We start from the raw sequence: 26,848 nt of genomic DNA on the forward strand, positions 1-26,848 counted from the left end.
TACTTACTCACGGCGTCTTCACGTCCGGGCCCGTATGCTTCACACCATGTCCACCAGTGTTGAACCCGCATCCGAGAGGTCGGCGGACGAGGTCAACGAGGAGATCCGGGCCCTGTGGCTCCGGTCGGGCGGGACACTGAGCGGCGAGCAGCGCGAGGAATACCAGCGACTCGTCCTGGAGTGGGCCGCCGCGGCCCCGCAGCCGGCCTGACACCAGCCTCGTTTCCCGGCATCGGCCCGAGACCGGCGTCCGAGACCGCCGACCCTGAAGGCACCCGTTTCCCGGGTGCCTTTCGCATGTCCGGCAGCGGTACGGGTCAGCCCCAGGTCGCCGAGTAGTACCGCTGATACGCCTTGCGGTCCTGCTCCGCCCGGATGTACCGGGTGGCCACCAACGCGATCAGACTCCCCCCGACGACCAGCAGCCCCGGACCGACATTGCGGGTGTCGGTGAGCCGCGCCAGCAGCGTCTCCCCGTCCGCGCCACCGGACGTCACGGGCGCCGACGACCCCGGTGTGGCCGCACCCGGAGCGATCGCGTCCTGCGAGGCGGACGCCGACGGCGCCGGCGAGGCACCCTGCTGCCCGCCCCCCGCGGGAGCCGCCACGAGGAGCTGCACCCCGAGCTGGTTCAGCGCCGCCGTCACCGGCTGGAAGAACGTCGTCCCGCCCGCCGTGCAGTCACCGCTGCCGCCCGACGTGACTCCGAGCGCGATCCCCTCGGAGAACAACGGCCCACCGCTGTCCCCGGGTTCGGCGCACACGTTCGTCTCGATCAGACCGGTCACCGTGCCCTCGGGGTAGTTCACCGTCGCGTTCAGCCCCGTCACCTCACCGTCGCGCAGCCCGCTCGTGCTGCCGCTGCGGAACACCCGCTGCCCGACGGCCGGATCGGCCGCCCCGGTGATCAGCACCCCCTTGCCGCCGCCGACGGCCACGACGGCGGCACCGTCCCCGGCCCGGCCGCTGTCGTACTTCACCAGGGAGAAGTCGGCACCGGGGAAATTCTGCACGGTCGTCTCGCCGAGCTGGGTGCGGCCCCGGTTGTCCGCGAACCAGACCGAGCCCGTGGGGCCGCAGTGCCCGGCCGTGAGGATGAAGTCCTGCTGCCCGTCGGTCACGTTGAAGCCCGCCGAGCAGCGACCGCCCGTCGACAGGATCGGCTGCGCGCCGTTGACCCGGGGGGTGAACGTGCCCTCGGTGCGCTCCATGCGCACGAACCCGCCGATGCCTTCGGCGACTTCACTGAGCCGGTTCCAGTCGGTCGCGGAGACGGTGCTGTCGGCCCGTACCACCACCTCGTTGGTCCGGTAGTCCACCGCCCACGCCGTCCCGGCCACCCGGGGCGCCGAACGCAGCGTCCCGGTCGCCGACTTGAGCTCGTTCATGCTGTGCGGGACGACCTTCGCCGTCGCGCCCGCCCGGCGCACCTCGGCCGCGGCGTCCTGGTCGGTGACGGCGACGACCTCACGCCCGTCGGCGCCGATCCAGCTGCCCGCCGTACGGGAGGTGCCCAGCCGGGCCACCAGGTCCGCGCCGGACTGCGCCGCGGACGCGGCGGTCGTACGGGGCAGGGCGGCGGGGCCCGCGGGTTCGCTCGCGACGGCGCGGGTCACCATCGTCCCGCCCAGCAGGAGTCCGCCGACCGCGGCCAGCCGTGTCACTCGCCGGACCATCCGTCGTCGTGCGTGCCTCATGCATGGCTCCCGAACCCCGAACGTGCGGCGGCAACACCGCGGGGCCCTCGGGGAAGTCGAGTGCCCTCCCTTCATACGCGCCCCGGTGCTGTCGTGTTCACCACGACAGGGGTCACTTCTTGCGGCCGACCCCGCCGTACAGGGCCACCTCGGGCGGCTCGGCCCCGTCGGCGCCCTCGGGCCGCCACCGTGAGCACGACACCACGCCCGGTGCCAGCACCTCCAGCCCCTCGAAGAAGCGGGCGACCGCCTCGGGCGTGCGCTGCGTCAGCCGGGGCGTGCCGTGCGCGTTCCAGAACTGGACGGCCGCGTCCACGTCCGGCATCGCCGGATGGACGACGGTGTGCGACAGCACGAGGTGGCTGCCGGACGGCAGCGCGTCCATGAGGCGGCCGACGATGCCGTACGGGTCCTCGTCGTCGCCGACGAAGATGACCACGCCGAGCAGCAGCAGGGCGACCGGGCGGGTGAAGTCCAAGGTGGCGGCGGCCCGTTGGAGAACAGTGTCGACATGGCGCAGGTCCGCATCGAGGTGGTCGGTGCGGCCCTCGGGCGTACTGGTGAGCAGCGCGCGGGCATGCGCCAGCACGAGCGGGTCATTGTCGACGTAGACCACCCGGGCGTCGGGCGCGAGGCGTTGGGCGACCTCATGGGTGTTGTCGGCGGTGGGCAGACCGGTGCCTATGTCGAGGAACTGCCGGACGCCCGCGTCGGCGACGAGATGACGCACCGCGCGGCCCAGGAACTGCCGGTCGGCGCGCGCGTACTCGTCGATGGCGGGATGGAGTTCGCGGATGCGGTCGCCCGCGACCCGGTCCACCTCGTAGTAGTCCCCGCCGCCCAGCCAGTAGTTCCAGATCCGGGCCGTGTGCGGCTGGAGGGTGTTGATCCGGCCGCGCAGGGACGCGGCGGCAATCGGCGAGTGGTCCGTCACGGGGGCTCTGTTCTCCTGGAAGGCCTGCGCGCATACGACGTCAACGCGCAATCTAAACAGCAAAGTTGACGTCTGCCGAGGGTGCGGAGGCAACTCCGGGCACGGCGTCCGGCGCGAGCACGGCCCAGCTGCGCAAGTCGGCCAGTTGCACGCGCGGATCCCACCGCGCCTGCGTCGGCCCCCACCTGGCGCGGGCGGGACCGCGGGGCGGCGCCTAGACTCCGGGCATGAACGACACGCCGCTGGACCGGCTCGGCGCCGGCAGCTACCTGCTGATCACCAGCTTCCGCAAGAACGGCACCGGGGTACCCACCCCGGTATGGGTGGTCCGGGACGGGGACGGCCTCGGGGTGTGGACGGTGGCGGACTCCTGGAAGGTCAAGCGCATCCGGGCCCGCGCCGATGTCCTCGTCGGCCCCTGCGACCTGCGCGGCAACCCCACCGGCGAGCAGGTCCCCGGCACCGCGGAGATCTGCGACCCCGCCACCAGCGCCCGCTACCGCAAGCTCATCGCCCGCAAGTACGGCGTCGTCGGGCGCCTGAGCCTGCTCGGCAGCCGACTGCGCCGCGGCACGGACGGCACCGTGGGGATCCGGATCACGCTCGCCGACTGAGGCTCGACCCGCGGACGCTCATCGGCGGGCGGCGGGAGGGCGCTCATCGGCTGACGGCGGGAGTGAACCGGGGGGTTCTCAGGGTGTGGGACTGGAGCGGCGGGACGCCGATCGCAGTCCGCCGGCCTCGGCCGTCAGGTCCAGGCGCGGTAGGGCTCGTCGAGCAGCTGGAAGACCGGCTCGCCGCGAACGGGGTCCTTGGCCGTCGACAGCCGCACCCGGTCCCCGCTGTGGATACCGATGGGCGGGCCCATCACCCGGCCGCGCACGACGAAGCCCTCGGCCATCTCGATCATCGACACATTGCGCGCGGCGGGCGTGTTGCGGTGCACGACACTGGAGTGCCGGACGGTCCCGACCCCCTCGCTGCGCTCCGTGCGCAGGTCGCTGCCCTGGCAGACCGGACACAGCAGCCGGTGGTACATGGCGGTGCCGCACCAGTTGCAGCGCTGGAAGACGATGGCGTTCTGGTCCGGGGCCGCGGGTTCGAGGACCGCCGCCGCGGAAGCGGATACCTGCGGAGCAACGCTTCCTGAGTAGTGGTACACCTGGTCAACTCCCTGCGCTCGACCGGAATCCCCCGTGCGCGGGTCACCCGGGCACGGACGTGCGCGGCGCTCCGTGCCACCGTGCACATCCGCAGCGTATGGCACTCAGTGTCATCCGTAAAGGCACTCGGTACCCTGAATTTTCGAACAGGCGGCCATCGGCGAGTCAGTCCTGTCCCGGATCGCGCTCCAGCGTCGCCTCGATCTCCTGGACCACCCGCCACAGCGGCGCCCCGCGGCGGGACACCAGCACCACGACGTCCTCGGCCGCGTCGGCGCTTCCGGGGCCGGCGGGCGCGGGTGCCGGACCGAAGGCGGCGTGGACGTAGCCGAGCGCGTGGTCCATCTCGGTGCCCACGTCGCCCTTGCCGTCCGAGCGCAGCCAGGACCGCAGCGCGTTGTTGTGTGCCGCCGCGACGGCCGCCGCGATCACATCGGCCTGGAGGGAGCCGTCGCGCCGCCCGGCGAGGCGACGGCGGAGGTACTCGGCGAACGCCCGCTCGTAGCGCCACACCACGGACAGCTCGTAAGCGCGCAGGCCGGGCACCTTCTTGGTGAGGCGGTAGCGCTGCACGGAGAAGGTCGGGTTCTCGGTGTACATCCGCAGGACCAGCCGGACCGCCTCGCAGACCCGCAGCACGGGGTCGTCCGCGTCGTCGCCGGCGGCGAGGAAGTCGGTGACGTCGGCCAGGGAGCGTTCGTGGTCGGGGAAGACCACGTCCTCCTTGGAGGGGAAGTAGCGGAAGAACGACCGCCGGCCCACCCCGGCCAGCGCCACGATGTCGTCGACCGTGGTCTGCTCGTACCCCCGCTCCAGGAACAACTGGAACGCCGCCGCGACCAGGGCGTCGCGCATGGGCGGCTTGGCGGCCGCCGTTTCCGTCTTCTCGCCGCGCCGGGGCGCCGCGCTGCTGGAGCTCATGGACGGGAACGTAGCACCGGTACGTCCTGTATGGCACTCAGTGCCCTCCGGTCGGGGGACTGAGTGCACTGCGCTGAGCGGTTCGACTGAATGCGCTCTGCGGTCCTCTGGTGTGGCCCGCCGGTGCGGTTCTCCGCTACGGCCCTCCGCTACGGCCCTCCGCTACGGCCCTCCGTGGGGCCGTGTCGCTGTGTGATCGTATTGAACGGAAGTGATCGATACGCTTGTGGGCGTAGAGTGAGCGCGTCCGGATCACGCTCCGCGTCGGCCCGGGGAACGTTCGACCAGGCCTCGCACCAGGGGGATTCCATGCGACTGCATGTCGACCAGCGTCATGAGCGGGTGCTCGAACTCGTCCGGCAGCGCGGCAGCCTCCGGGTCGCCGAACTCGCCGCCGAACTAGGGGTGTCCGCGGTCACCCTGCGGCGTGACGTGGAGGCGCTGGCCGCGCAGGGGCGGGTCCACCGGCTGCACGGGGCGGTGGTGTGGCCGGGGGACCCGGCGGCCGAGACCCGGGCGCGGCCGGACCGTGCCGAGGGCGCCGTGATCGGAATGATCGTGCCGAACACCCAGAACCTCTTCGCGGACATCGTGCACGGAGCCCGGGAGGCCGCCGCCGCGCAGGGCGCCCGGCTGGTGCTGGGGGTGACCGGATATGTCGAGGCCGAGGACGCGGTGCAGGCCGAACACCTGGTCGCGGGCGGTGCGGAGGGGCTGATCGTGGCCCCCAGCTGGTTCGACGGCGTCCCCGTGGACGGCCAGGAGAAGTGGCTGCTGGAAAACGGTGTGCCCGCCGTCCTGGTCGAACGCCTGGCCCCGCCCGCCAACCCGGCCGCCGTACTGGACCGCGTCCGCACCGACCGCGCGCACGGGGCGGCCGTGGCGGTCAGCCACTTCGCCGCCCTCGGCCACCGCAAGGTGGCCGCGGTGCTCCAGGAGGGCCCGCACGCCGCCCAGATCACGGCGGGCTACCGGGCCGCGGTGGAGTCGCTGGGGCTCGACGTGGCGACGGGCGCGCCGACCGTGCGGGAGCACGGGGACTACGAGGCAAGCGTCGACTACCTGGTCGAGGCGGTGAAGAAGCGCGGCGTCACCGCGGCGCTCGTGCACAGCGACGCCGACGCCATCGTGCTCGTGCCCCGCCTCCAGGCCTGCGGTATCCGGGTGCCCGACGACCTCGCGCTGATCGTGTACGAGGACGAGGTGGCCGGCCTCGCCGACGTGCCCCTCACCGCTGTCGCGCCGCCCAAGCGGGCGGTGGGGGAGCTCGCCGCGAAGCTGCTGCTCCAGCGGCTCGCAGAGCGGGCGAGCGGGGCGGCGGACCCGGCGCCGCGTCAACACCTGGACCTGCTCCCGGAGTTGAAGATCCGAGCGTCCTGCGGTGGACACCGTGCCGCGCGTTGAGGTGGAGTGATCGATCGCTGAGCGATGTTCGATCGTTTTGATTGTCTTGCGCGAACGCTCTTGACTCTGATCGTCCGCGCACAAAAGATGTCCTGCGACCGCCTCTTCCCGTACGAGGTCTCGTAGGAGACGTGCCATGACGCGCACTTCACGTTCGTTCCGTAACGCTTCCCTCGCCGCTGTCGCGGCCCTCGGCCTGCTGGCCACCGCCACCGCCTGTGGCGGCGACGACTCGCCGGGCGCCGCGTCCGACGGCAAGCCGGTCACCCTGAAGTACTGGACCTGGACGCTCGGCGCCAAGTCGACCGTCGAGGCGTTCAACAGAACGCACAAGGACATCAAGGTCGAGTTCACGGAGATACCGGGCGGCACCGAGGGCTACAGCAAGCTCGCCAACGCGGTGAAGGCGGGCAACGCGCCCGACGTGGCCACGATCGAGTACCAAATGGTCCCCGAGTTCGCGAGCCAGGGAAACCTGATCGATTTGAGCGAGTACGCCGGTGAAACGGTCAAGTCGAAGTTCCCGGAGTCCGTGCAGAGCCTCGTGACCTTCGGCGGCAAGACCTGGACGGTGCCCTACGACGTCGCCCCGCAGCTGTACTACTACCGCACCGACCTGTTCAAGAAGTACGGCATCGAAGTCCCCAAGACCTGGAGCGAGTTCAAGACCGCCGCGCAGAAGGTCAAGAAGCAGGACAAGAACGTCCGCCTCGCCTCCATGCCGAAGAGCGACCCGGCGCTGCTGGCCGCGCTGTCCTGGCAGGCCGGCGGCAAGTGGTTCACGACCGAGGGCGACGCCTGGAAGCCCGGCGTGAACGACGCGGCCACCAAGAAGGTCGCCGCCTACTGGGACGGCCTCGTCAACGACGACCTCGTGCAGTCCTTCGCCGGCTGGAGCCCCGAGGAGACCAAGGCCCGCACCGACGGCAAGACCCTCTCCTTCCTCGGCGCGTCCTGGTCCGCGGGCGGCATGAAGACCTCCATGCCCGACCTCTCCGGCAAGTGGGCGGCAGCGCCCATGCCCAACTGGGGCACCGCGGCGAGCGGCAACTACGGCGGCACCTCCTACGGCGTCCTCAAGGGCAGTGACCACGCAGAGGCCGCGGCCGAGTTCATCACCTGGCTCACCACGAACAAGGCCGGCGTCGAGGCCCGGCTCGCCGACCTGGAGTCACCCAGCAGCGCCCTGCCGGCCAACCCCGAGATGCGTGCGGTGGCCGCCGCCGAGTTCGACACCGCGTACCTGAACGGCCAGGACCTCTACGCGCTCGCCTCCGCACAGGTCGACACCATCGTGCCCGGCTGGACGTGGGGCCCGAACCAGATGGACGTCTACACCGCCGTCCAGGACACCACCGCCAAGTCCGGCTTCGCGGCGGGCGTCGACGCCGGCCAGGAGAAGGCGGAGTCCGGCATCGAGGACCGGGGCCTCAAGCTCGCGAAGTAACGCCGCGCCCCTGCCCGCGCACCGCACCGAGCCACCCACGACCGGCACCACGCCACACGGCGCCCCACTGCGGCACACGGCGGTACAAGGTGTCCCGCAGCCGCAGCCGCAGCCGCAGCCGCAGCCGCAGCCGCAGCCGCAGCCGCAGCCTGCAACTCGTAGCTCGCACCTCGCACCTCGCAGCTCGAAAGCGCACCCTGCGCAGGGCAGTCCGCACCCCGCACAGCGCACCCCGCACCCCGCATCGAGTCGGGCAAGGGGCCGTGTCCGGGTGACACGGCCCCGCCTCTCCCACGCGAACGTCCTCCCTCTCACCACCACGACAAGGCCGCCGCTCCCAGGCGAAGGCCACCTCGCCGTGTGCCCCGTACGGCACACGCCGGGCCGTCCCTTCGTCCGGCCGGCCTCGGCCCCCGTCCGCCCCTCCACCCGCCCCGCCCGTCAAGGAGCCCCCGTGGCACTCTCCTCCGCCCGGCCCGCGAGTCGGCAGGCCGTGCGGCGCCGGTCCCCGGCGCCGGACCAGGCGCCGGGCGCCTCGCCGCTCCGCCGCGGTCAGCGCCGTACCGCCGCCCTCCTCATCGTTCCGTTCTTCGTCCTGTTCGCCGTGGTCATGGTGGCGCCGATCGGCTACGCGCTCTGGATGAGCCTGTTCCGGGAGCAGTCCTCGGGCCTCGGATTCGGCGGCGCCGAACGGGTCTTCGCGGGCTTCGGCAACTACGCCGACGCCCTGGCCGACGACGGCTTCCGGTCCTCCTTCGCGCACATCGCGCTCTACTGCGCCCTCTACATCCCGGTCATGATCGGCGGCTCGCTCGGTCTGGCACTCCTCGTCGACTCGGCCCTGGCCCGCGCCAAGCGGTTCTTCCAGCTCGCCCTGTTCCTGCCGCACGCGATCCCCGGACTGATCGCCTCGATCATCTGGATCTACCTCTACACGCCGGGTCTGAGTCCGGTGCTCGACTGGATCGGCGCGCTCGGCGGGTCCTGGGACTTCTACCGTGACGACCATGTGCTCACGTCCATGGTCAATCTGTGCGCCTGGCAGTGGACCGGCTACAACATGGTCATCTTCTACGCCGCCCTCCAGGCCGTGCCGCGCGAAGTGATCGAAGCGGCCGTCGTGGACGGCGCCGGAGCCCTGCGCACTGCCCTGCGGATCAAGGTCCCGATGATCGCCTCCGCGGTCGTCATGACCGTTCTGTTCACCTGCGTCGGCGCGATCCAGATCTTCACCGAGCCGAAACTCCTCAACCAGCGGGGCGCGCCCTCCATCGACACCGAGTGGTCGCCGACGCTCTTCATCTGGAAGGCAGGGTTCGTGCAGCACGACTACGGGCTCGCCGCCGCCGCGTCCCTGATGCTCGCCGCGCTCGGCATCGCCCTCTCCTACCTCGTCACCCGGCTCGGCAACCGGTGGAAGGCGGCCACGTCATGAGCACCCTCACCCACGACACCCCGCCCACCCCCGCGCCCGCTCCCCGAGGCGCACCCGACCCGCGGCCCACGCGGGCCACCGCCGGGCGCCGCGCCTCCGCGAGCGTCCTGCTCTCCAAGGGCGTCGTCAACGGCATCCTGCTCGTCGCCGCGTTCTACACGCTCATGCCGGTCAGCTGGCTGCTGTTCGCCGCCACCAAGAACCACCGCGACCTGTTCGCCACCTCGGGCTTCGCCTTCGGCGACTTCAACCTCCTCCACAACCTCGAACGCGTCGTCACCTTCGACGACGGCATCTATCTGCGCTGGTTCGGCAACAGCGTCCTCTACTCCGTCGTCGGTTCCGCCGTCTCCACGCTCCTGTGCGTGGCCACGGGCTACGCCTTCGACAAGTACGACTTCCGCGGCAAGGAGAAGCTGTTCGGTCTGGTGCTCGGCGGCGTCCTCGTCCCCACCACCGTGATCCAACTGCCGATGTACCTGCTGGCCAGCAAGGCGGGCATCGTCAACACCTACTGGGCGCTGCTGCTCCCGGCCCTGGTCAACCCGTTCGGCGTCTACCTGGCCCGCGTCTTCTCGGAGGGCTATGTGCCCAACGAGGTCCTGGAGGCGGCCCGCGTCGACGGAGCCGGCGAACTGCGCATGTTCGCAAGGATCTCCCTGCCCATGCTGGCACCGGGCTTCATGACGATCTTCCTGTTCTCGTTCACCGCCAGCTGGAACAACTTCTTCGGCGCCCTCGTCATGCTCAACGACGACTCGCTCTACCCGGTCAACCTGGGTCTGTTCATGTGGAACAGCGTCACCCAGCAGCAGCCCGAGTACTACTCCCTGGTCATCACGGGCTCCCTCGTCGCCGTCGTCCCGCTGATCGTCGCGTTCGTGTGCCTCCAGCGCTTCTGGCGCTCCGGCCTGACCGCGGGCGCGGTCAAGTGACGATCCCGACGGCCCCCGCACCGGAAGGCACCCTCCTGAACGCCACCCGCCCCCCGTCCACCGCGCCCCGGCCCCGCCCGCACACCCTGCTCGCGATGGGCGCCGACATCCACCGCCGCCTGCTCACCGAAGGCGCCCTCGACCGACTGGACTCCGTGGCCCGCGTCGACACGGCCACCGCCGTCACCGACCTCACCACCCCGGACCGGCTGCCCCCGGCGGACCAACTCGCCCGCACCGAAGTGCTGTTCACCCACTGGGGCGCACCCGAGCTGACCGATGAGGCGCTGCGCCGACTGCCCCGTCTGCGGGCGGTCGTGCACGCGGCCGGCTCCGTCAAGCACCACGTCACCGAAGCCGTCTGGCGGCGCCGCATCGCGGTCTCCTCCGCGGCCGCCGCCAACGCCGTGCCCGTCGCCGAATTCACCCTGGCGGCCATCCTGTTCGCCGGCAAACGCGTCCTCGACATTGCCCAGGTCTACGCGACCACCCGCACCCGGCCCGACCTGCTCCCGTACTACAGCGGCCACGGAAACTACCGGCGCACCGTCGGCATCGTCGGCGCCTCCCGCATCGGACGCCGGGTCATCGACCTGCTGCGCCCGCACGACTTCGACGTCCTGCTGCACGACCCGTACGTCGACGCCGCCGAGGCCCGGGCGCTCGGGGTGACGTCGGTGGCGCTCGACGAACTCGTCCGCCGCAGCGACGTCGTCTCCATCCATGCCCCTCAACTCCCCGAGACCCGGCACATGTTCGACGCCCGCCGTATCGCCCTGCTGAAGGACGGCGCCACGCTCGTCAACACCGCGCGCGGCTCGCTCGTCGACACCACCGCCCTGACCGCCCATCTGGTCACCGGCCGTGTCCACGCCGTCCTCGACGTCACCGAACCGGACGTGCCGCCCGCCGACTCGCCCCTGTACACGCTGCCCAACGTCCTGCTCACCCCGCACATCGCGGGCTCCCTCGGCAACGAACTGCACCGGACGACCGACTGGGCCATCGACGAGGTCGCCCGCTACGCGCAGGGGCTGCCGTTCGTGTACGAGGTCGGCCCGGAGGAGCTGGCCCGCTCGGCCTGACGATGCACGAGCGGCACCCGACTCCAGGACCCTGTCGAGCCACGCCCCCGACAACCCCGGAACCCAGGCGAGCCGAGCCCCGGCTCTCCGACTCCGCGACTCCCCGACTGCGCAACTCCCGACCCTTGAAAGGACGTTCCATGCAGGGCCGTGTCCTCGTCGTCGGTATCGACGGCGTACGCCTCGACGTACTGCGCCGCCTGCCCACCCCGCACCTCGACGCCCTGGCCGCCGACGGCTTCCTCGCCCCCGTCGAGGTGGACGCGGACACCCCCACCATGTCCGGACCGTGCTGGGCGACGATCGTCACCGGCGTCCGCCCGGCCAAACACGGCGTGTGGAGCAACGACTTCACCGGGCACCGCCTCGACGTCTTCCCCGACTTCGCCACCCGGCTCGCCGAACAGGACGGCCACCGCACCTTCGTCGCCGCCGCTTGGCGCCCGTTGCTGCAAGTGCGCGACGGAGGACCGCTGTTCCGGGCCCCGTCCAGGAGCGTGTTCATCGCACCGGCCGCGGACACCCCCGAGGCGTGGGAACGCTGCGACGAACAGATCACCGACGCGGCCGCGCACGTCCTCGCCGCCGACGACGTGGCGGCCGCGTTCGTCTACCTCGGCGCTCCCGACGAGACGGCCCACTTCCTGGGCTGCGGCGAGGCGTACGAGGCGTCCGTACGACGGGCCGACGCCCGCCTCGGCAGACTGCTGGCCACGCTGCGCGCCCGCCCCGCCCACGCGGACGAACGCTGGACCGTCCTCGTCGTCACCGACCACGGCCATGTCGACGCGGGCGGCCATGGCGGCCGTACGCCGGCGGAGCGCACGGCGTGGCTGGCCGCGGCCGGTCCCGGCATCGGCGCCGCACCCGGCGCACTCCGCCAGGTGGACATCGCCGCCCAGGCGTTCGCGGCAGTCGGCCGTCACCCCGACCGGCACTGGACCCTGGACGGGCGCCCGTTCGCCGCCGCCCCGCACGCCGTGCTCCTCGACATGGACGGCACCCTCGTCGACACCGAGTCCCTGTGGCTGCGCACGGTCCGCGAGACCGCGCCCGAGGCCGACGTGGCCCACGTCCTGGGCCGTTCGGTCTCCGACACCGCCGCCCACCTCCACACCCTCACCGGCGACGATCCGCGGGAACTGGCCGCCGACCTGGAGACACGCTTCCTGGCCGCCGTCCGCCAGGAGGCGACCCCACTGCCGGGCGCACTCGAACTCCTTGACCTGCTGCGGGAGTTCGGCATCCCGGCGGGCCTGGTCTCCGCCTCCTCCCGCCCCGTCATGGACGCCGTCCTCGACCTCCTCGGCACCGACCGGTTCGGCACCACGGTCGCCGAGGGTGAGACGCCCCGCACGAAACCCGCCGCGGACCCCTACCTCGCCGCGGCCCGGCGACTCGGCGTCGACCCCGCGGCCTGTCTCGCCGTCGAGGACTCGCCCACCGGCATCACCGCCGCCGAGGCGGCGGGCTGCAGGGTCCTCGCCGTCCCCTCGTACACCCCTGTCGCTCCCGCACCCCGCCGCACGGTGCTCCCCGACCTGAAGGGAATCGGCCCGCGCGAGCTGTGGACGGCAGGTCTGTGACCTGCCGATCCGGCATTTTGTTCGACGCGCACCGGCCGCATACGATCGCCTCCCGGCGCCGTCGGGGAGAAGGGCCGAGAGGAAGACCCGCATGCCGCGCATCCTGTACGTCACCGACCTCGCCTACGAGGCACGCGGGCGGCGGTACTGCGACGAGGACATCTTCCTGACCGCACGACTGCGTGAGGACTTCGACCTCGCCCTGTGCAACCCGAGGGACGCCGCGGCGCTGATGGACGCCTTCGACGCGGTCGTCGTACGCAACAGCGGTCCCGTCCTCACCCACCAGGAGGCCTACGACGCCTTCCGCGAACGCGCGCTCGCCACCGGGGCGCGCGTCTACAACCCGCTCTGCGGCCAGGCCGACATGGCCGGCAAGCAGTACCTGCTCGACCTCTGCGCGGCGGGCCACCCGGTCATCCCCACCGTCGACCGGGCCGAGGACCTGCACCGGCTGCCGGACACGGACCGGTACGTCGTCAAGCCGAAGCTCGGCGCCGACTCGATGGGCCTGAAGATCGTCCCCGCCGACGAGGCACGCGCCCTCGCGACCGGGGACGTCCTCGTCCAGCCCTGTGTCGACTTCGCCTACGAGGTGTCCTTCTACTACGTCGACCACGACTTCCAGTACGCCCTGTACGCGCCGCATCCCGACCGGCGCTGGCAACTGGAGGTGTACGAACCCACCGCGGCCGACCTGGAGTTCGCCCGCCGGTTCATCGACTGGAACACTCTCGACCACGGCATCCAGCGCGTCGACGCCTGCCGCGCCCCGGACGGCGAACTGCTGCTGGTCGAACTGGAGGACCTGAACCCGTACCTCTCGCTGGACGTGCTGGAGGACGAGGCGAGGGACGCCTTCGTGACCGCGCTGAAGACGTCCCTGCACCGGTTCCTGGCGGCTAGCCCAGCCTGACCGTGATCTTCTGGGTGGCCCCGGCCGTTCCGCTCAGATCGCCGAACGTCAGCCGGAGCGAGGAACCCGTCGTCGCCGAGGTCACGGTGGACGGCTTCGACAGCACGGCGGAGACCGCCCGGTTCCAGGTGAGGGTCAGGCTCGTCCGCATGCGCATCGGGTCGCTGACGCAGATCACCGCCGTGCCGTCGCTCCTCTCGCTGATCATCACGCAGCACGGGTCGCTCGCCACCAGGTCGCCGACCGTGCCGCCGAACCAGAAGTTGACGCCGGTGAAGCCGAGCGAGGGCACGGTGACGCCCTGCTGGTCGTCCGTGTTGGCGAGGACGGTCAGCCAGCCCGTGGCCGCCGCCCGCGCCTGGGTCTGCGCCGCCGTGGCGCCCGGCAGGAGCAGATACGCGTAGGTGCCGTTCACCGGGTTCGTGCCGTGGTCGACGTACAGGGTCAGGTACTTGCGGTTGACGACCGTCGTGGAGCCGCCCTTGTTGATGTCGCTCCACTTGCCGTCACGGGAGTCCCGGACGGCGTTGAACGTCGCGCCGCCGGGGAAGACGTAGCCGCCCATGCCGCCGATGTGCGCCCAGCCGGCCCCGGTGAACGTCCCCGACCAGGGATAGGCGGCGGAGTAGCCCGTGCCGTCGACGGTGAAGGTGTGGCTCCCGGTGGGGCCGAGGTTGCGGTTGTCGACGATCGACTCGACCGCGGTGCCGTCGGTGCACTTGATGCCCGCGCCGAGGCAGACGATCGAGTCGTCCAGGCAGAACCACGACTTCTTCGCCATGAGGGTGGACTGAAGTCCCTTGAGGTACTGGCCGATCGCGGCCCGCTGCCCGTCCGTCGCGCCGCCGACCCAGTTCACGTCCGGCAACGACGCGCCCCAGTCGCCGCCGGCCGCGTCCGCGAGCACCTTGCGGGAGGCGGTGGTGCCCGGCAGGCGATACGGGTCGACGGTGGGCCAGAAGGCGTCGCTGTACTGGCCGTTGGCGTAGGTGTCGCCCCACCAGTAGAGCATTCCGGAGCCGGTGTGCCAGCCGCGCAGATTCTCGCCGTTGCCGGTCTCGTAGTACGTGATCCTGCGGTCGGCCATGCTGATCGACGCGGCCCAGCCGGGTCTGCGGTGGGTGGCCCGGGCCATGCCGGTGAACAGGCGGTGGCCGGTCGGCTCGGCGACCGCGGTGACCGTCGTGTCGTCGACGACGCCCTGGAGACGGGCGAGGCCCGTCAGGCCGAGCGACGGGTCGCTCATCGGCGGGCTGTAGTAGTCGCGCTGGATCCAGCCCTTCACCAGACCGCGCCAGCGCGCGTTCTCGGTGGCGCTCGCGCTCTGCCCGAGCAGGACGATCGACGCGAGGATCGGATGACCGCGCAGATGGTCGTTCTGCTGGATCTGCTTGGCGTCGGTCGCGGAGACACCCCGGCTGACGGCCCGGCCCGAGACCCCGTCCATCACCAGCCCGTTGTAGAGGAAGGGCGCCCAGGCGTTCTCCACGGCGTCGAACACGATCTGCCGGTTCGCGTCGGTGACCTGCCAGGTCGACCCGGCCAGCAGCGCGAACAGCATGCCGAGCCCGCCGAGCAGGACGGAGCCGTACGAGCCGGTGTAGGGCACGGTCGTGTGCTGGACGAACGAGCCGTCGGCGTACAGGCCGTCGCCGCTCGTGACGTACGGGAAGACGGGGGAGAGCGCGTCCCGGGCCAGCGCCACCTTCGCGGAGTTCGCGCCGACGATCCCGCGCAGCGCCAGCACGCGGCACAGGTCGACCCGGTTGGCGCCGGTGCTGGTACCGCTGTAGCTCGCGACCGCCGAGTCGGGCACGAAGTGGTCCACCGCGGCGACGTAGTTCGCGATCTGCGTCGCCGACAGCGAGTCGTACATCAGCACACACACGTCGAGCAGGGCCTGCGGGGCGCCGATCTGCCAGCTGTACCAGTTGCCGTAGCGGGTCTGGCCGGCGTTGTAGACCTCGGAGTGCAGGTGGTCGAGCCCGGTGAGGATCGCGGACCTGAGGGCCGTGTCGCCGGTGAGGCCCGTGCCCTGCTGGCAGTAGGCCTGGGCGAGGGTGTTGAGGCGGTTGTAGCTGCTGTTGAGGTTGCCCGAGTAGCCGTACGACTCCTGGTCGGTGTCGGGTTCCGGGTCCGCGTAGACCAGGTCCGGCCACAGCGAACCGGACGTCGGTGCCATGGCGGACTGCCACTGGGCGGCGGTGGTGCCCAGTTCGGTGAGCCGGCTCTTGAAGGGCTCGGCGGTGGGGCTGAAGCCCTCCCCGAGGATGAGCGCCCGCCACTTCGCCCGCAGCGTCGCGAACTCGTCCGCCTCCGCGGCCGGCGCGGCGGACAGCGGGGCGGCGGTACTCGGCTGCGCGGGGAGGCCCAGCGCGACAGCCGTTCCGGTGCTTGCGGCCAGAAAGCCGCGACGTGACCAAGGAGTCGTCATGACGGCGGTTTCTAGCACGGTAACGCTCAAACGCTCAATACATCGCGTCAAAATGAACGTATCGATCGTTTTCTTTCGGGAAGAGTGGATGAACCCGCCGGACCGCGGCCCCGTATCACTCCCCGAAGCATGGTTCCGCGCCCCCGGGGGCGCGGCCCCAGCTGAACGGGACGGAAGGAGAACGACGTGCCGACACCGCCCGAGCCAGGGCAGCCGCACGAGCGCCCGGTCCTCGAACCGATCCGCGTCCTGCGCCCACGCCGCACCGACGCCCTCGCGGAACTGCTCAAGGACCTCCCCGCACGCACCACGGGCCACGAGTCCCTGGTGATGCCGCGGCGGCTCTCCGACGACGAGGACTTCAGCCACGAGGACTTCAGTCACGAGGACTTCAGCCACGAGGACTTCAGTCACGAGAACTTCGGTCGCGAGAGCTTCAGTGACCGGGACTGTGCCGCGGAGGACGCCACGCAGGAACTGCCGCCCGTCCCCGGCAGCCCCGGTGCGAGGCGCCCTCGGGCCCACCCGCGCACCCGTCCCGTCGGCGGCCCAGCCCCAGCCCCAGGCCCGGCCCCAGCCTTGGGCCCCGGCTTCGGATTCGGTCCGGGCCTGCGCCGCGCCGCCATCGTGGTCGCCGTCGGCGCGGCGGCCCTCGTCGGCTTCGGCTGCGCCCTGCTCCTCCCGGGCCGGGCGGACGGCACCGCCGTACCCCCGCCGTCCCCTACGCCCTCCACCTCACCGTCCGCGTCGCCCGCGCCCGCCACCATCGACCCCGACGGTGCCGGGACCCTCCGCGAAGGTGACAGCGGCCCCGAGGTGACCGACCTCCAACAGCGCCTGCTGCGCGTCCCGAACGTCTACGAGCACGGCTCCACCGACGGCACCTACGATTCCGACCTCACCGAGGCAGTGGCCCGCTTCCAGCTCTGGTACGGCATCCGGGGCGACGAGAGCGGGGTCTACGGCGACGACACCCGGCGCGACCTGGAGTCCCGGACGAGCACCGGCCAGGGGTGATCCCCGGGGTCATCCCAGGGGCGGCCCCCAAGGGCGGTTCCTGTCGAACGCCCGGCAAGGCACGGCAAAAGAAGCACGGACGGCGCGGCGAGCGGCGTCATCATGGGGGGCTCAGCGCACCTTGCCAGCGAAGGCCACGCCGATGACCCTCTCCCGCGTCCCGGGCCTCGTCCTGCCGGCGGTCTTCCTGCTGGCCGTCGTCAGCGGAGCGATCTGGTACTGGCGGCACCGCGACGACGACGGGCCTTGACCGGCGCCGCCCCGCTCATGCTCGGGCCGGACGTCAGATCTCGTCCTCCGGCACCCGGATGTCCAGCACGCACACGTCGTCGCGCCGCTCCCCTTCGAGCAGCTCCGCGAGCAGCGGGCGCAGTGAGCCGGGGCCGTCGGCCTGGTGGCTGACGACCGCTTCGGAGAGCCTTTCGAGGCCCCGGTCGATGCCCTCCGGCGGCCGTTCCACCAGCCCGTCCGTGTACAGCAGGAGCCGGTCGCCGGGTTCGAGCAGGCACTCGGCCTCCTCGAAGGCCGGTGAACCGCTCGCCCCGAGCAGCATGCCGCTCGGCCGTTGCAGATAGCGGACCTCGCCCGCGCGGTGCAGCAGCGGCGGCGGGTGCCCCGCCTGGGCCCACACCAGACGGTGGGCGGCGGGGGAGTAGCGGGCCAGGACCATGGTGGCCGTGCCGTGCGAGTCGCGGGAGTGCAGCAACAGGGTGTTGAGCCGGGCCAGCGCACCGGTCAGCGACGAGCCCGTGATGACCATGCCCTTGGCGGTGAACCGGAGTTGGGCCATGGTGGCGACGGCGTCGACGCCGTGCCCGGCGACGTCGCCGACCACGAACAGGGCGTCGCCGTCAGGCAGTTCGATGGCGCTGAACCAGTCGCCGCCGACGTGGACCCCCGACTGGGCCGGCAGATAGGCGACTTCGACGCGCAGTCCGGCCAACCGCAGGGGCCGGGTGGGCAGCGGGAGCAGCGCGTGCTGGAGCCGGGAGGCGAGGGTGCGTTCGGCACGCAGGTCGTCGTGCTGCGTGAGGATGGCCTGTTCGCTCTCGACGAGGGCCAGCTCGGCGCTGCGCTGCGCGGTGAGGTCCTGGAGGAAGCCGTGCACCTCGACCGGGCTGCCCTGGACGTCGGTGACCGCCTCGGCCACGATCCGCAGGTGGCGGACGCCGTCCGCGGCCCTGATCCGGAAGGGCAGGGAGAGCGGCCGGCCGCGGCGCACGAGTTCCCCGACGGCACGGGTCAGCGCGGGCACGTCCTCGGCCAGCGCCAGCTCCGGCAGCGCGGTGATCCGCAGGGGGCCGTCGGCGGGATCGCGGTCGAGGACGGCGTAGACCTGGGAGGACCAGGCGGCTTCGTGGCTCAGCAAATTCCAGTTCGCCCAGCCGAGATTGCCCAGTCGCTGCACGTCCGCGAGCCGCTGCTCCTGGAGGTCGGAGGAGTCGTGCCGGACCCAGGTGACGGCGAGCGCGCCGCCCAGCCTCGCCACCCGCACCGTGTAGGTGGACAGTTCGGCGACCCCGGCCACCATCGCCTGCTGCGCGAACGGCTCACCCTCGTACGGTTCCCCGGTGGCCAGTGTGCGCAGACATCCGTGCCACAGCGGCTCGCCCGCGAGGTCCGGGAAGCACTCCAGGAGCCGCAGGCCGACCATGTCGCGGCCGGTGCGGCCGAGGGCGTCGAACGCCTCCGCGGTCGCGGCGACGATGCGGTAGTCCTCGACCTCGCCGGACGCCGAACGCAGCGGTGTGAGCAGCAGGCTGGCGCCGGGCAGCGTGTCGAACACCTGCTGCACGGCCCGGTCGGCCGCCGGTTCGGCGCGTGCGTCGAACGCGCGCAGCCGGCCCGCGCACAGTCGGGAGACCGCCAGCAGGTGCTCCCGTTCATGCGCGGCGAACGGCCCGCCCCGGGCGCGCAGGAAGCCGATGCAGACCTCGGCGGTGTCCCGCGTGACCACGGGCACCCAGGCCCGGGACCGCCAGCGGTCGGGAGGGTCGCCGATCAGGAGGTGCCGCTCGCTGTCCGCGCCGAGGTCCTCCAGCCAGCGCGGTTCCCGGCTCCGGAGCGCTTCGAGGGCGGCGATCCCGCTGACCGGCGGCACCTGGCGCCACTGTGCGGCGAGCCGGTCGTCGATCCCGGCGTGCCCGATCAGTTCCAGGCCCCCGGCGGGCAGCCGCGCGAAGATCATGACCGCGTCCGCCTCGGTGCCCGGGGACACATGCTCCAGCAGACACCGTGCCAGGTCCTGAGGGGTGCCCACCCGCACCAGGGCCTTGCCGAGCCGGCCGAGGTCGGCGGTGTCCCGCAGGACGAAGGGGACCTCGGGCACGGTGGTGCTCAGATGCGTCCCGGACGGCGCGGCGGTGAGGGGCGGCTCCAGGGTGCCGAGGGTGAGCCAGCACTCCTCCAGGAGGGTGCGGTGGGATTCCTTGGCGCGTTTGGCCAGTTCCTCCCCGGCGGCGTCCGGGGAGCAGCCCGTCAGGGCCATCACCGCGCCCTTCGCCCGCTCCACGACGGCCGAGGTCGCAGCCTGGTCCCGCAACCGGTCCATCTCGGCGCGCTGCCTGGCGACGATCTTGGCCAGGGCGACCGTGTCGGGTGCGGCACCGGACTCCGCTGGGATGGCGGGCTCGCTCGTCACGCCATGAGCATCGCACACCGAGCGCACCGCGACGGTGGTCTTGCCGGGACCGGCTTCACTCGCAGGTGAGCGGCTGCCGGGGAGCTCTCGTCAGCGGCCGGCGTTGTGGTCGGTGAGGGCGCGGGTGACCGCGCGGACGCTGCGCGCGATGTGCTGGAGCTGCAGCACCTCCGCCGCGTACAGCTTGATCGTGTGTTCGATGACCGACTCGGGGAGTCCGAGGCCGGGCAGATCGGCGCGGGCCGTCTGCAGGGCGGTGCGGGCGACCCGGATCTCGTGCTGGACCTGGATCTGCGCGTGCCGGGCGAGCAGCACGGGGTGGCGGATGAGTGCCGGGTAGCTGGCGTAGCGCGCCGGCACCAGCTCGCGCAGCCACTTGGCGGCCGAGCGTTCCCAGTCGTAGGAGCCGGGCGTCTTGACCTGGCAGGGCCAGTCCTGGCTGATGCGCGTCGTCGTCGTCACAGTCATGGTCATCGCTTCCGGGTGTGCGGCGTCGTGTGGGGTGGTCCGACGGTTTTGGGCGGCCCCGGCCTAGGGGATGACCGGGGCCGCCACGGGCGCTCGCGCAAGCGATGCCCGACCGGGCATCCGAGGCACCGACGCGGGTAGGTGACGGCGGCTTCGGATGTCCGTGCAGGGGCCCGGGACCGCAGACGGTGCCCACGCGGCTGGTACGGCGTGTGCATGGGCGGACCGTTGGCTTTCCACGGGCGGAAATGCGGGGTGTGGCGGATGGGGGAGTGGGGAGAGGGGGTGTGGGGGGTGCGGGGCAGTTGGGGACGGGGGTGCGGAACGGGTCCCGGGAGCGGTCCGGTCGCGATCCGTGAGCAGTATTTATATATGCCGTCCTCTTTGCAAGACGTATGAAAACATTCATGCGGGATTTGGGCCGGTTGATCCCTTTGTGAGGGCGTTCGACGGGAGTGGCCGGAAGGGCCGGGGAGGGCGGGGTCAGTCCCGCAGGAAGAACTGGTGCTGCTCGGAGATCTGCTCGTACTCCTCGAGCCGCGCCTGGGTGCGCTCGGGGTCGGCGTCGGTCATGGCCTGGAGCAGCGCGGCGGCCATCACCCCGGGGGCGGCGTAGGAGTCGAACACCAGGCGGGAGCCGGTGCCGGTGGCGAAGACGACGTCCGCCTCGTCGGCGACCGGGCCGAGCGCCAGGTCCGTGATGAGGGCGACCTTCAGGCCCGCGCTGCGCGCCACGCGCACGGCGGTGAGCGTCTCCTGCGCGTGCCGGGGCATCGAGAACGCCAGCACCCAGGTGCCGCCCGCCTCGCGGGACTGAAGCAGCGCGTCGTAGGCGACGCTGCCGCCCAGCGTCACCAGCCGCACGTCGGGGTGGACGCGCCGCGCCGCGTAGGCGAAGTACTCCGCCAGCGACACCGAGATGCGCACGCCGAGAACGGTCAGCGGCGTCGACGCCGACAACTCGCGGCCGATGTCGATGACCTGGTCGGGGTCGGCGAAGTCGCGGCGCAGGTTCTCCAGGTTCTCGATCTCGGCGTCGACCGCGGCCTGCAACTCGTTGCCGCGGTTCTCCTCGGCCGCCGCGGGCCCGCCCGCCAGGGTCCCCAGCGCGATCGACTGGAGCTTCTCGCGCAGCGCCGGGTAGCCGCTGAACCCCACCGCCGCGGCGAACCGCGTCACCGACGGCTGGCTGACGCCGACGCGCTCCGCGAGATCGGTGATCGAAAGAAACGCCGCCTCGGTGATGTGCTCGATCAGATACTGCGCGATCCGGCGCTGTCCCGGCGACAGTCGGGGCCGGTCGAAGAGGGTCCTGAGCTGGGAAGTCGGTGCGGCCTCCGCTTCCGGAACCGACTTGCCCGAGGTGATCGCGGATGCCTGCGCGCGTGCCTGCTGGAGCGAGGGCACGGCTGCGTCTCCTTTGTCTTCCACAGTGCCTCAACATAGCTCACGCACCGCCGTGACCAGGGGTTGTGGACCGGCCCCGGCCACCCGCCGGACGCCTGCCCAAGTGGCTCACCAGGGACGGGTGTCACCGCCGATAGAGGGTGATCGAATGACCGACCTGATCGATCGGACGGGCGCTGTCGATCAGTTCGGCCAGTCGGCCGGTGGCCTTCGCGACCGACGAGTCCGACACGACGAGGAGTCCGCGCACCGCACCCGGTGGCGCCGTGCGCGGATCGGACGCCTCGATGCCGTAGAAGGAGGGCACCCCGGAGCCCTTGTACACGAGCCAGATCCGTTCGCCCGGATACCGGTCCCGCAGCCGGTGGGCCAGCCGGCCGAGGTCCTGTCCCCAGTCCACGTTGGAGTCGTGCAGTCGCAGACGCGTCTTGTCCGGCCCGCCGAACGCCTCGTTGGAGTACGGCAGATAGAAGGGGTACGTCCGCAGTGAACTGACCGCGACGAACAGCACCAGCGCCCCGGTCACCGCCGCGGCCCACCGCCTGCGCACCGCGAGGACCCCGGCCGCCGCCACCGCCAGGAACATCGGCACGAACACCGCGTACCGGGTGCCGAAGTCCCGCGACCCGGTCATGGCCGAGCCGAGCAGCACGGCGGTGGGCACCAGCAGATAGGGCCCCGCAGGCCGCAGCCGCCGTACCGTCACCACGGCGACGGCACCGGCCGCCCACAGCGCGAGCATGCCCAGCGGTGTCTTCACCAGCAGCGCGGCCGGCAGGTAGTACCAGAGGGACCCGGTGTAGAGCCGGCCGAACAGGAACCCCTGCCAGGGGAGGTCCTCGAACCCGAACTGCACCCGCATCCCGTCCCGGTAGGCCTCCGGGAACGGCAGCAGGTCGACGACCAGCGCGCGCAGCCCGTGCACGGCCGGCACCTGCGGCGGCGGAGTCCAGCGCAGCCGCGGATCGACCGCGAGATACGACGCCCATACGACGACCAGGGCGACCAGCGCGAGGACCGCGGCCCCGCCGAGGGCACGGGCGGCCGCCCTGCGCCGGTTCGCCGCGACCGGTGCCACGCCGGCCGCGACGGAGGCCGACTCCGCGCCGTCCGCGCCCAGTTCACCGGCGTCGGCGTCCGTCTGGGCCTCGGCGTCGGCGTCCGCGCGGGCACCGGCCTCGACGTCGGCGTCCGCGTGGGCACCGGCTTCGGCGTCCGCGTGGCCATCGGCACCGGCCCGCCACACCGACCAGGCCGCCAGCGCCAGCAGCACCGGAACAGCCGCCAGCGTGCTCATCTTCGTGGCCAGGGCCGCCCCGGCCGCCACCCCGGCGAGCGGGACGTACCGACGTGGCCGCCGCCGGGCCCCCCACAGCAGCCACGCCGACGTCAGCAGGAACCCGGCCGCCGGCACGTCCAGCGTGGCCAGCGAACCATGGGCGATGACGTCGGGGGAGAAGGCGTACAGGGCGAGCGCGACCACCCCGCCCGCCGGGCCCATGAGGTCCCGCGCGAACGCGAACACCACCAGGCCGAACGCCAGCGTCAGCACGATCACCGGCAGCCGGGCCCACAGCATCACCCGCCAGGGATCGTTGCCCGACTCGTACAGCAGATGCCGTCCCGCCTCCCCCTGGCCGCCCGTGAACGACGGGTCGTAGTGCGGGTCGGCGAACGCCACGCCGACCGCGACGAGCAGCTTTCCGAGCGGCGGGTGCTCGGGGTTGTAGCGGAGACGGTGCTCGTGGAGATAGTCGGTGGCCGTCGCCACGTACACCGGCTCGTCGATCGTCGGCGTCTGCTGCACCGCGGCCGTCACCATCGCGACGGCCATCTGGGCGAGCAGCACGCACACCAGGAGCGGCACGAGCCAGGGCCGCCGTCGCGTCGCGCGCGCGGGGGCGCCGGGCAGGGGCTTGCGGTCCAGGACCGTGTGCAGTGCGCGCGCCATCATCCGCCCCGCGACGACAGGGACCGCGCGGGCGCGGGAGCGATGCGAGGACGCCTCATGCGCCTACTCTGCATCAGCTCCCGCCCCGCGGGACGTCACCGCTTCAGGAGTCGTACCGACAGACCTTCCGCCGTGTAGACGGGTACGGCCCGCAGCGTCTCGGAGTTCAGCTCCACCCGGTCGAACCGGCCGCGCAGGCCCGCCGCGCCCAGCACCCGGACCACACTGCCGGCGACCGGCGGCTTCTCGGCGTCCAGGTGCAGCGAGAGCACGCTGTCCCTGCCGAGCACCGCGCGCCGCGTGACCTCCAGAGCGGGGCCGCGGCCCGCGCGCAGGGTCACGTCGAGGGTGGCGGACTCCTGGGCGTAACCGCCGTGGATCTGCACCGACCTGCTCGTCGCCACCTTCAGCGTGCCGCCCGAGACGCGTACGTCGCCGTGGCCGAGGGCGTGCGCGGAGGCCGCGCCCAGCACGCCCGCCTTCACCACGGTGCCGCCCGTGTACCGGTTGTGGCCGGTCAGGGTCAGCGTGCCGGAGCCGAGCTTGGTCAGGACGCCGTCGCCGTCGATGTCGTTGCGCCAGCTGTCGGCCGCCCGGAAACCGCCGGCCGAGGCGTCGAGCGTGACGGTGACGTCGGCGTCGAAGGAGCCGTAACCGTCCGCCGCGGCGAACAGGTTGAGGCGGCCCCACTGCTCCCAGCCGTCCAGCAGGACGTACCCCGAGGGCAGGGCGGTCGTGCGCAGCACCTCGCGGCGCTGGGCCGCGTCCAGGTAGGGCAGCCGCGTCTCCAGCAGCACCTCGGCGCCCTTGGGCACGGTCAGCGGCTCGCTGCGGCCCTGCCGGGTGAGGACGTACGTCAACTTGGGCGCGACCAGGCAGGAGTTGGCGTCGCGGTCGGCGTAGGCGTCGCTCGCGTCGGAGTGGGCGTAGTCGATGAGGGTGTCGGCCGTGGTGCCGGTCCTGGCCTGGAAGTAGGCGAGGGCCTGGGCGCGGGCGGCCGTCTTGAGGTCGGCGTTGGCGGGGTCGGCCAGGGCGGCGGCGGCCAGGGCCGTGGCCATGACGCGCCCGCCGAGCACGTCGACCGTGGAGTGCATGCCGGACATGATCCGGGTGTGGCTGAGCTCGAAGGCGCGGGTCACCAGCTCCTGGAAGCGCTCCGGCACCGCGTACGCGAACGCCAGCGCGGCCAGGTGGAAGGCGTTGGTGTGGCCGCTGGGGAAACCGCCGTCCTCGGCCGGGTTGGTGCTGCGCTGGCGCAGCAGTTGCGGCGCCACGACGACGTCCGAGTCGTAGACCGGGTAGCCGAGCGCGTCGGTCTTCCCCGTGTCGACGACTTCGCTGTCCTCGTTCATGCGCCACGGACGCGGGTACTGGAAGGCGAACTTGGCCGGGTTGCCGGAGGCGTACGGGCCGCGCACGGTGTCCACCAGCTTGGCCACCAGGCCGAGGTCCGAGGTGTACGAACCGGCGCCGAGCGCGGAACCGGCGGGCGCGTCGGCCGGGACGGCGTCGCTGATCGTCGTCGCGGGCGTGGTGTCGGGGGCGCCGGTGATCGAAGTGACCGCCTTGGCGCCCGACTTGTACAGGTCGGTGAGCGGACCGAGCGCGCCGATCATCGCGTAGCTCTGGTGCTGGCGGTCGTAGACGAACGCCTCCTTCGCCTGAGCCTCGGTGCGGGCGTTCGTCAGACGCGCGCAGTAACGCATGTTGGCGCGCAGGATCTCGGGCCGCAGCGGGGTGCCGGTGTTCCAGGCGCCGCCGGTCTTCCAGATCTCGGCGAAGCCGCCGAGGGCCCTGATGACGGCGTTGGTCTCGGGCGTCTGGTTCGCCACGACGTTGGTCCGGTAGTCGTCGACGAACGCGGCGTAGGCCGTGGCGGCCTTGGCGTCGGCGGCGCCCAGCCAGGAGGCGAAGGTGGGCGCGGCCAGCACGCCGGCCGAGAGGCCGAGGGAGGTGCGGAGGAACCCCCTTCTGTTCACGGCGAGTTCGGTGACCGGCGTGTGCGAGCGGTGCCCGGCGGTGGACGGCATGCGGCTGCCTCTCTTGAGTTCTTCGGCCGTGAGGGCCGGGGGAGTCGTGCGAAGGACTGCCGTGGAGCGCGGGAGGACGGACGGGCCGTATGCGCTTTCTGCGGCTACGAGCGAAGATCTACGGGCGAGTTGTGTCGGACGGGGGTGGGCCCGGCGTCCGGTGGGTGTCACAGAAGTGAACGCGCCAGCGCCACCGCGCCCTCGACCGGCGGCACCCGCAGCGGCTGCGGCCGGGCTGCCGGGACGCTGTCCGCGAGGGCGGTGGTGAAGGCGTCGTACAGCAGGGGTTGGGCGAGGATCGTGCCGCCCGCCACCACCACGTCGTCGACCGCGACGCCGCGTGCGGCGAGGCGTTCGACCAGGGCGGCGAGTGCGCGGCCGCCGTCGGCGATCACCGTGCGGGCGAGGTGCGAGCCCGCGTCGGCCGCGGCGAACACGGCCGGGGCGTGCCGGCCCCATGCGGCGGAGACGTCCTGGGCGCGTTCGAGTGCCGCGCCGAGGGCGGGTACTTCGGGAACCTCGAAGGCGGCGACGAGTCCGGCGGCGAGCGCGTCGGGCTCCTCCCCGCGGTCGTGGGCGGCCCATACGGCGCGGGCGGCCTCGCGGACCAGACCGGCCGAGCCGCCCTCGTCGCCGAGGACCGCGCCCCATCCGCCGACCTGGACGAGCGAGCCGTCGGCGGTCCTGCCCACCGCGACCGAACCGGTCCCGGCGACCAGGCCGACGCCCTTGTCCGTACCGGCTGCGGGGGCGAGGAGTTCGGCGTCCCCCACGACCAGCGCGGGGACGTCGAAGTGGAGTTGCAGGGCGGTGCGGATCTGGGCGCACTGGCGAGGGGTCTCGCAGGCGTGCCCGCCCACGGCGAGCGCGGAGGGACGCACGCCCGGCGGCAGGGCTTCGGCGATCAGCGCGGCCAGCCAGCCGGCGGCGGCCACGGGGTCGTGGGGCCGCCAGCCGGCGCTGAAGCGGACGTGGTCGGCCACCGGGGTGTCTCCCGCGAGCGCACGCAGGTGCGTCTTGGTGCCGCCCACGTCGATGCCGAGCACGAGAGGGCCGGAAAACGAGGCTTCCTGCACGGATCCTCTTTCGTCGTTGCGTGGTGCTGCGACGGCGGGCGAACCGTGCCTGGAGGAAGGGCAGTTCAGGAGTAGGGAAGCCCCGGGACGGGCCTCTGGACGGACCACGGCAGGCGAGTACCGTGACGTTCGTTAGGAAGTTAACTAACGAAGTACAGTGCGTCAAGAGGCATCACACACTCGACCCCTGGGTAGCCCGTCCGGGCCGCCGCGGGGGCGGGGAACGTGTGCTGCCCGTGCCATCCCATCGCCGCCTCCCGCCGAGTCGATCGAACGCGATCGAACCGGGGGCGCGGCCCGT

Annotated in this window: 21 protein-coding genes; 10 read left to right on the forward strand and 11 right to left on the reverse strand. The window is 72.1% G+C overall.

Annotated elements, in window-relative coordinates; genetic code table 11:
• Positions 1–46: 46 nt before the first annotated feature.
• Complete coding sequence (locus DI272_RS44470) at positions 47–211, forward strand: hypothetical protein (protein WP_181387584.1); 165 nt, start codon at positions 47–49, stop codon at positions 209–211.
• A gap of 106 nt (positions 212–317) precedes the next feature.
• On the opposite strand, the gene DI272_RS11470 is transcribed toward DI272_RS44470, so the two are convergent.
• Positions 318–1,697: a S1 family peptidase gene (locus tag DI272_RS11470; protein ID WP_109495264.1), complete on the reverse strand. Its 1,380-nt coding sequence runs from the start codon at positions 1,695–1,697 to the stop codon at positions 318–320.
• A 112-nt stretch (positions 1,698–1,809) separates the two neighbouring features.
• Positions 1,810–2,631: an SAM-dependent methyltransferase gene (locus DI272_RS11475; protein WP_109495265.1), complete on the reverse strand. Its 822-nt coding sequence runs from the start codon at positions 2,629–2,631 to the stop codon at positions 1,810–1,812.
• A 227-nt stretch (positions 2,632–2,858) separates the two neighbouring features.
• Between DI272_RS11475 and DI272_RS11480 the strand changes: the two genes are divergently transcribed.
• The gene (locus DI272_RS11480) at positions 2,859–3,245 is read left to right on the forward strand and encodes a PPOX class F420-dependent oxidoreductase (RefSeq protein WP_109495266.1); all 387 of its coding nucleotides are present in this window, start codon (positions 2,859–2,861) and stop codon (positions 3,243–3,245) included.
• Positions 3,246–3,379: 134 nt separating this feature from the next.
• Here the strand turns inward: DI272_RS11480 and DI272_RS11485 are convergent, their stop codons facing one another.
• The gene (locus DI272_RS11485) at positions 3,380–3,793 is read right to left on the reverse strand and encodes a Zn-ribbon domain-containing OB-fold protein (protein ID WP_109495267.1); all 414 of its coding nucleotides are present in this window, start codon (positions 3,791–3,793) and stop codon (positions 3,380–3,382) included.
• A gap of 166 nt (positions 3,794–3,959) precedes the next feature.
• Positions 3,960–4,715, reverse strand: coding sequence for a TetR family transcriptional regulator (locus tag DI272_RS11490; RefSeq protein ID WP_109495268.1), 756 nt, complete (start codon positions 4,713–4,715; stop codon positions 3,960–3,962).
• Positions 4,716–5,024: 309 nt separating this feature from the next.
• Between DI272_RS11490 and DI272_RS11495 the strand changes: the two genes are divergently transcribed.
• The 7 genes from DI272_RS11495 to DI272_RS11525 all read left to right on the forward strand — a co-directional run bounded on the left by DI272_RS11495 (position 5,025) and on the right by DI272_RS11525 (position 13,523).
• A complete protein-coding gene (locus DI272_RS11495) occupies positions 5,025–6,119 on the forward strand; it encodes a LacI family DNA-binding transcriptional regulator (RefSeq protein ID WP_109495269.1) in 1,095 nt (364 codons plus the stop codon).
• 136 nt (positions 6,120–6,255) lie between these two features.
• The gene (locus DI272_RS11500; RefSeq protein ID WP_109495270.1) at positions 6,256–7,566 is read left to right on the forward strand and encodes an ABC transporter substrate-binding protein; all 1,311 of its coding nucleotides are present in this window, start codon (positions 6,256–6,258) and stop codon (positions 7,564–7,566) included.
• A gap of 610 nt (positions 7,567–8,176) precedes the next feature.
• Positions 8,177–9,001, forward strand: coding sequence for a carbohydrate ABC transporter permease (locus tag DI272_RS11505; protein WP_375138112.1), 825 nt, complete (start codon positions 8,177–8,179; stop codon positions 8,999–9,001).
• Positions 8,998–9,936: a carbohydrate ABC transporter permease gene (locus DI272_RS11510; RefSeq protein ID WP_109495271.1), complete on the forward strand. Its 939-nt coding sequence runs from the start codon at positions 8,998–9,000 to the stop codon at positions 9,934–9,936. The genes DI272_RS11505 and DI272_RS11510 overlap by 4 nt, the downstream gene beginning before the upstream one ends.
• A 95-nt stretch (positions 9,937–10,031) precedes the next feature.
• The gene (locus DI272_RS11515) at positions 10,032–11,021 is read left to right on the forward strand and encodes a hydroxyacid dehydrogenase (RefSeq protein WP_109500791.1); all 990 of its coding nucleotides are present in this window, start codon (positions 10,032–10,034) and stop codon (positions 11,019–11,021) included.
• 140 nt (positions 11,022–11,161) lie between these two features.
• On the forward strand, positions 11,162–12,607 hold the full coding sequence (locus DI272_RS11520; RefSeq protein WP_109495272.1) for an HAD-IA family hydrolase: 1,446 nt from the start codon (positions 11,162–11,164) through the stop codon (positions 12,605–12,607).
• A 91-nt stretch (positions 12,608–12,698) separates the two neighbouring features.
• Positions 12,699–13,523 (forward strand): hypothetical protein, encoded by an 825-nt coding sequence (locus DI272_RS11525; RefSeq protein WP_109495273.1) that lies wholly within the window; start codon positions 12,699–12,701, stop codon positions 13,521–13,523.
• Here the strand turns inward: DI272_RS11525 and DI272_RS11530 are convergent.
• Positions 13,510–15,957 (reverse strand): polysaccharide lyase 8 family protein, encoded by a 2,448-nt coding sequence (locus DI272_RS11530; RefSeq protein WP_109495274.1) that lies wholly within the window; start codon positions 15,955–15,957, stop codon positions 13,510–13,512. The genes DI272_RS11525 and DI272_RS11530 overlap by 14 nt on opposite strands.
• Positions 15,958–16,143: 186 nt before the next feature.
• On the opposite strand from DI272_RS11530, the gene DI272_RS11540 reads away from it, so the two are divergent.
• Positions 16,144–16,974 carry a peptidoglycan-binding protein gene (locus DI272_RS11540; protein ID WP_258314524.1) on the forward strand — a complete coding sequence of 277 codons (831 nt, stop codon included), beginning with the start codon at positions 16,144–16,146 and terminating at the stop codon, positions 16,972–16,974.
• A 283-nt stretch (positions 16,975–17,257) separates the two neighbouring features.
• Here DI272_RS11540 and DI272_RS11545 read toward each other — a convergent pair whose 3' ends face one another.
• The 6 genes from DI272_RS11545 to DI272_RS11570 all read right to left on the reverse strand — a co-directional run bounded on the left by DI272_RS11545 (position 17,258) and on the right by DI272_RS11570 (position 26,547).
• Positions 17,258–19,525: a SpoIIE family protein phosphatase gene (locus DI272_RS11545; RefSeq protein WP_109500793.1), complete on the reverse strand. Its 2,268-nt coding sequence runs from the start codon at positions 19,523–19,525 to the stop codon at positions 17,258–17,260.
• Positions 19,526–19,705: 180 nt separating this feature from the next.
• Positions 19,706–20,089 carry a hypothetical protein gene (locus tag DI272_RS11550; RefSeq protein WP_109495275.1) on the reverse strand — a complete coding sequence of 128 codons (384 nt, stop codon included), beginning with the start codon at positions 20,087–20,089 and terminating at the stop codon, positions 19,706–19,708.
• A 477-nt stretch (positions 20,090–20,566) separates the two neighbouring features.
• On the reverse strand, positions 20,567–21,490 hold the full coding sequence (locus DI272_RS11555) for a MurR/RpiR family transcriptional regulator (RefSeq protein WP_181387160.1): 924 nt from the start codon (positions 21,488–21,490) through the stop codon (positions 20,567–20,569).
• A gap of 124 nt (positions 21,491–21,614) precedes the next feature.
• Positions 21,615–23,444 (reverse strand): phospholipid carrier-dependent glycosyltransferase, encoded by a 1,830-nt coding sequence (locus DI272_RS11560; protein WP_109495277.1) that lies wholly within the window; start codon positions 23,442–23,444, stop codon positions 21,615–21,617.
• 92 nt (positions 23,445–23,536) lie between these two features.
• A complete protein-coding gene (locus tag DI272_RS11565; RefSeq protein ID WP_109495278.1) occupies positions 23,537–25,471 on the reverse strand; it encodes a phosphatase PAP2 family protein in 1,935 nt (644 codons plus the stop codon).
• 167 nt (positions 25,472–25,638) lie between these two features.
• On the reverse strand, positions 25,639–26,547 hold the full coding sequence (locus DI272_RS11570) for an N-acetylglucosamine kinase (protein WP_109495279.1): 909 nt from the start codon (positions 26,545–26,547) through the stop codon (positions 25,639–25,641).
• Positions 26,548–26,848 lie beyond the last annotated feature (301 nt).

The organism is Streptomyces sp. Act143, from assembly GCF_003143935.1.
In the GTDB taxonomy this organism is placed as follows: Bacteria; Actinomycetota; Actinomycetes; order Streptomycetales; family Streptomycetaceae; genus Streptomyces.

Excerpts from the sequence above, each read along its gene's own strand:
- DI272_RS11545 (WP_109500793.1), bottom strand. The coding sequence starts at position 19,525 with ATGGACCGGTTGCGGGACCAGGCTGCGACCTCGGCCGTCGTGGAGCGG.
- DI272_RS11490 (WP_109495268.1), bottom strand. The coding sequence starts at position 4,715 with ATGAGCTCCAGCAGCGCGGCGCCCCGGCGCGGCGAGAAGACGGAAACG.
- DI272_RS11505 (WP_375138112.1), top strand. The coding sequence starts at position 8,177 with ATGGTGGCGCCGATCGGCTACGCGCTCTGGATGAGCCTGTTCCGGGAG.
- DI272_RS11510 (WP_109495271.1), top strand. The coding sequence starts at position 8,998 with ATGAGCACCCTCACCCACGACACCCCGCCCACCCCCGCGCCCGCTCCC.
- DI272_RS11500 (WP_109495270.1), top strand. The coding sequence starts at position 6,256 with ATGACGCGCACTTCACGTTCGTTCCGTAACGCTTCCCTCGCCGCTGTC.
- DI272_RS11515 (WP_109500791.1), top strand. The coding sequence starts at position 10,032 with ATGGGCGCCGACATCCACCGCCGCCTGCTCACCGAAGGCGCCCTCGAC.
- DI272_RS11560 (WP_109495277.1), bottom strand. The coding sequence starts at position 23,444 with ATGATGGCGCGCGCACTGCACACGGTCCTGGACCGCAAGCCCCTGCCC.
- DI272_RS11530 (WP_109495274.1), bottom strand. The coding sequence starts at position 15,957 with ATGACGACTCCTTGGTCACGTCGCGGCTTTCTGGCCGCAAGCACCGGA.
- DI272_RS11550 (WP_109495275.1), bottom strand. The coding sequence starts at position 20,089 with ATGACCATGACTGTGACGACGACGACGCGCATCAGCCAGGACTGGCCC.
- DI272_RS44470 (WP_181387584.1), top strand. The coding sequence starts at position 47 with ATGTCCACCAGTGTTGAACCCGCATCCGAGAGGTCGGCGGACGAGGTC.
- DI272_RS11480 (WP_109495266.1), top strand. The coding sequence starts at position 2,859 with ATGAACGACACGCCGCTGGACCGGCTCGGCGCCGGCAGCTACCTGCTG.
- DI272_RS11470 (WP_109495264.1), bottom strand. The coding sequence starts at position 1,697 with ATGAGGCACGCACGACGACGGATGGTCCGGCGAGTGACACGGCTGGCC.
- DI272_RS11495 (WP_109495269.1), top strand. The coding sequence starts at position 5,025 with ATGCGACTGCATGTCGACCAGCGTCATGAGCGGGTGCTCGAACTCGTC.
- DI272_RS11525 (WP_109495273.1), top strand. The coding sequence starts at position 12,699 with ATGCCGCGCATCCTGTACGTCACCGACCTCGCCTACGAGGCACGCGGG.
- DI272_RS11520 (WP_109495272.1), top strand. The coding sequence starts at position 11,162 with ATGCAGGGCCGTGTCCTCGTCGTCGGTATCGACGGCGTACGCCTCGAC.
- DI272_RS11565 (WP_109495278.1), bottom strand. The coding sequence starts at position 25,471 with ATGCCGTCCACCGCCGGGCACCGCTCGCACACGCCGGTCACCGAACTC.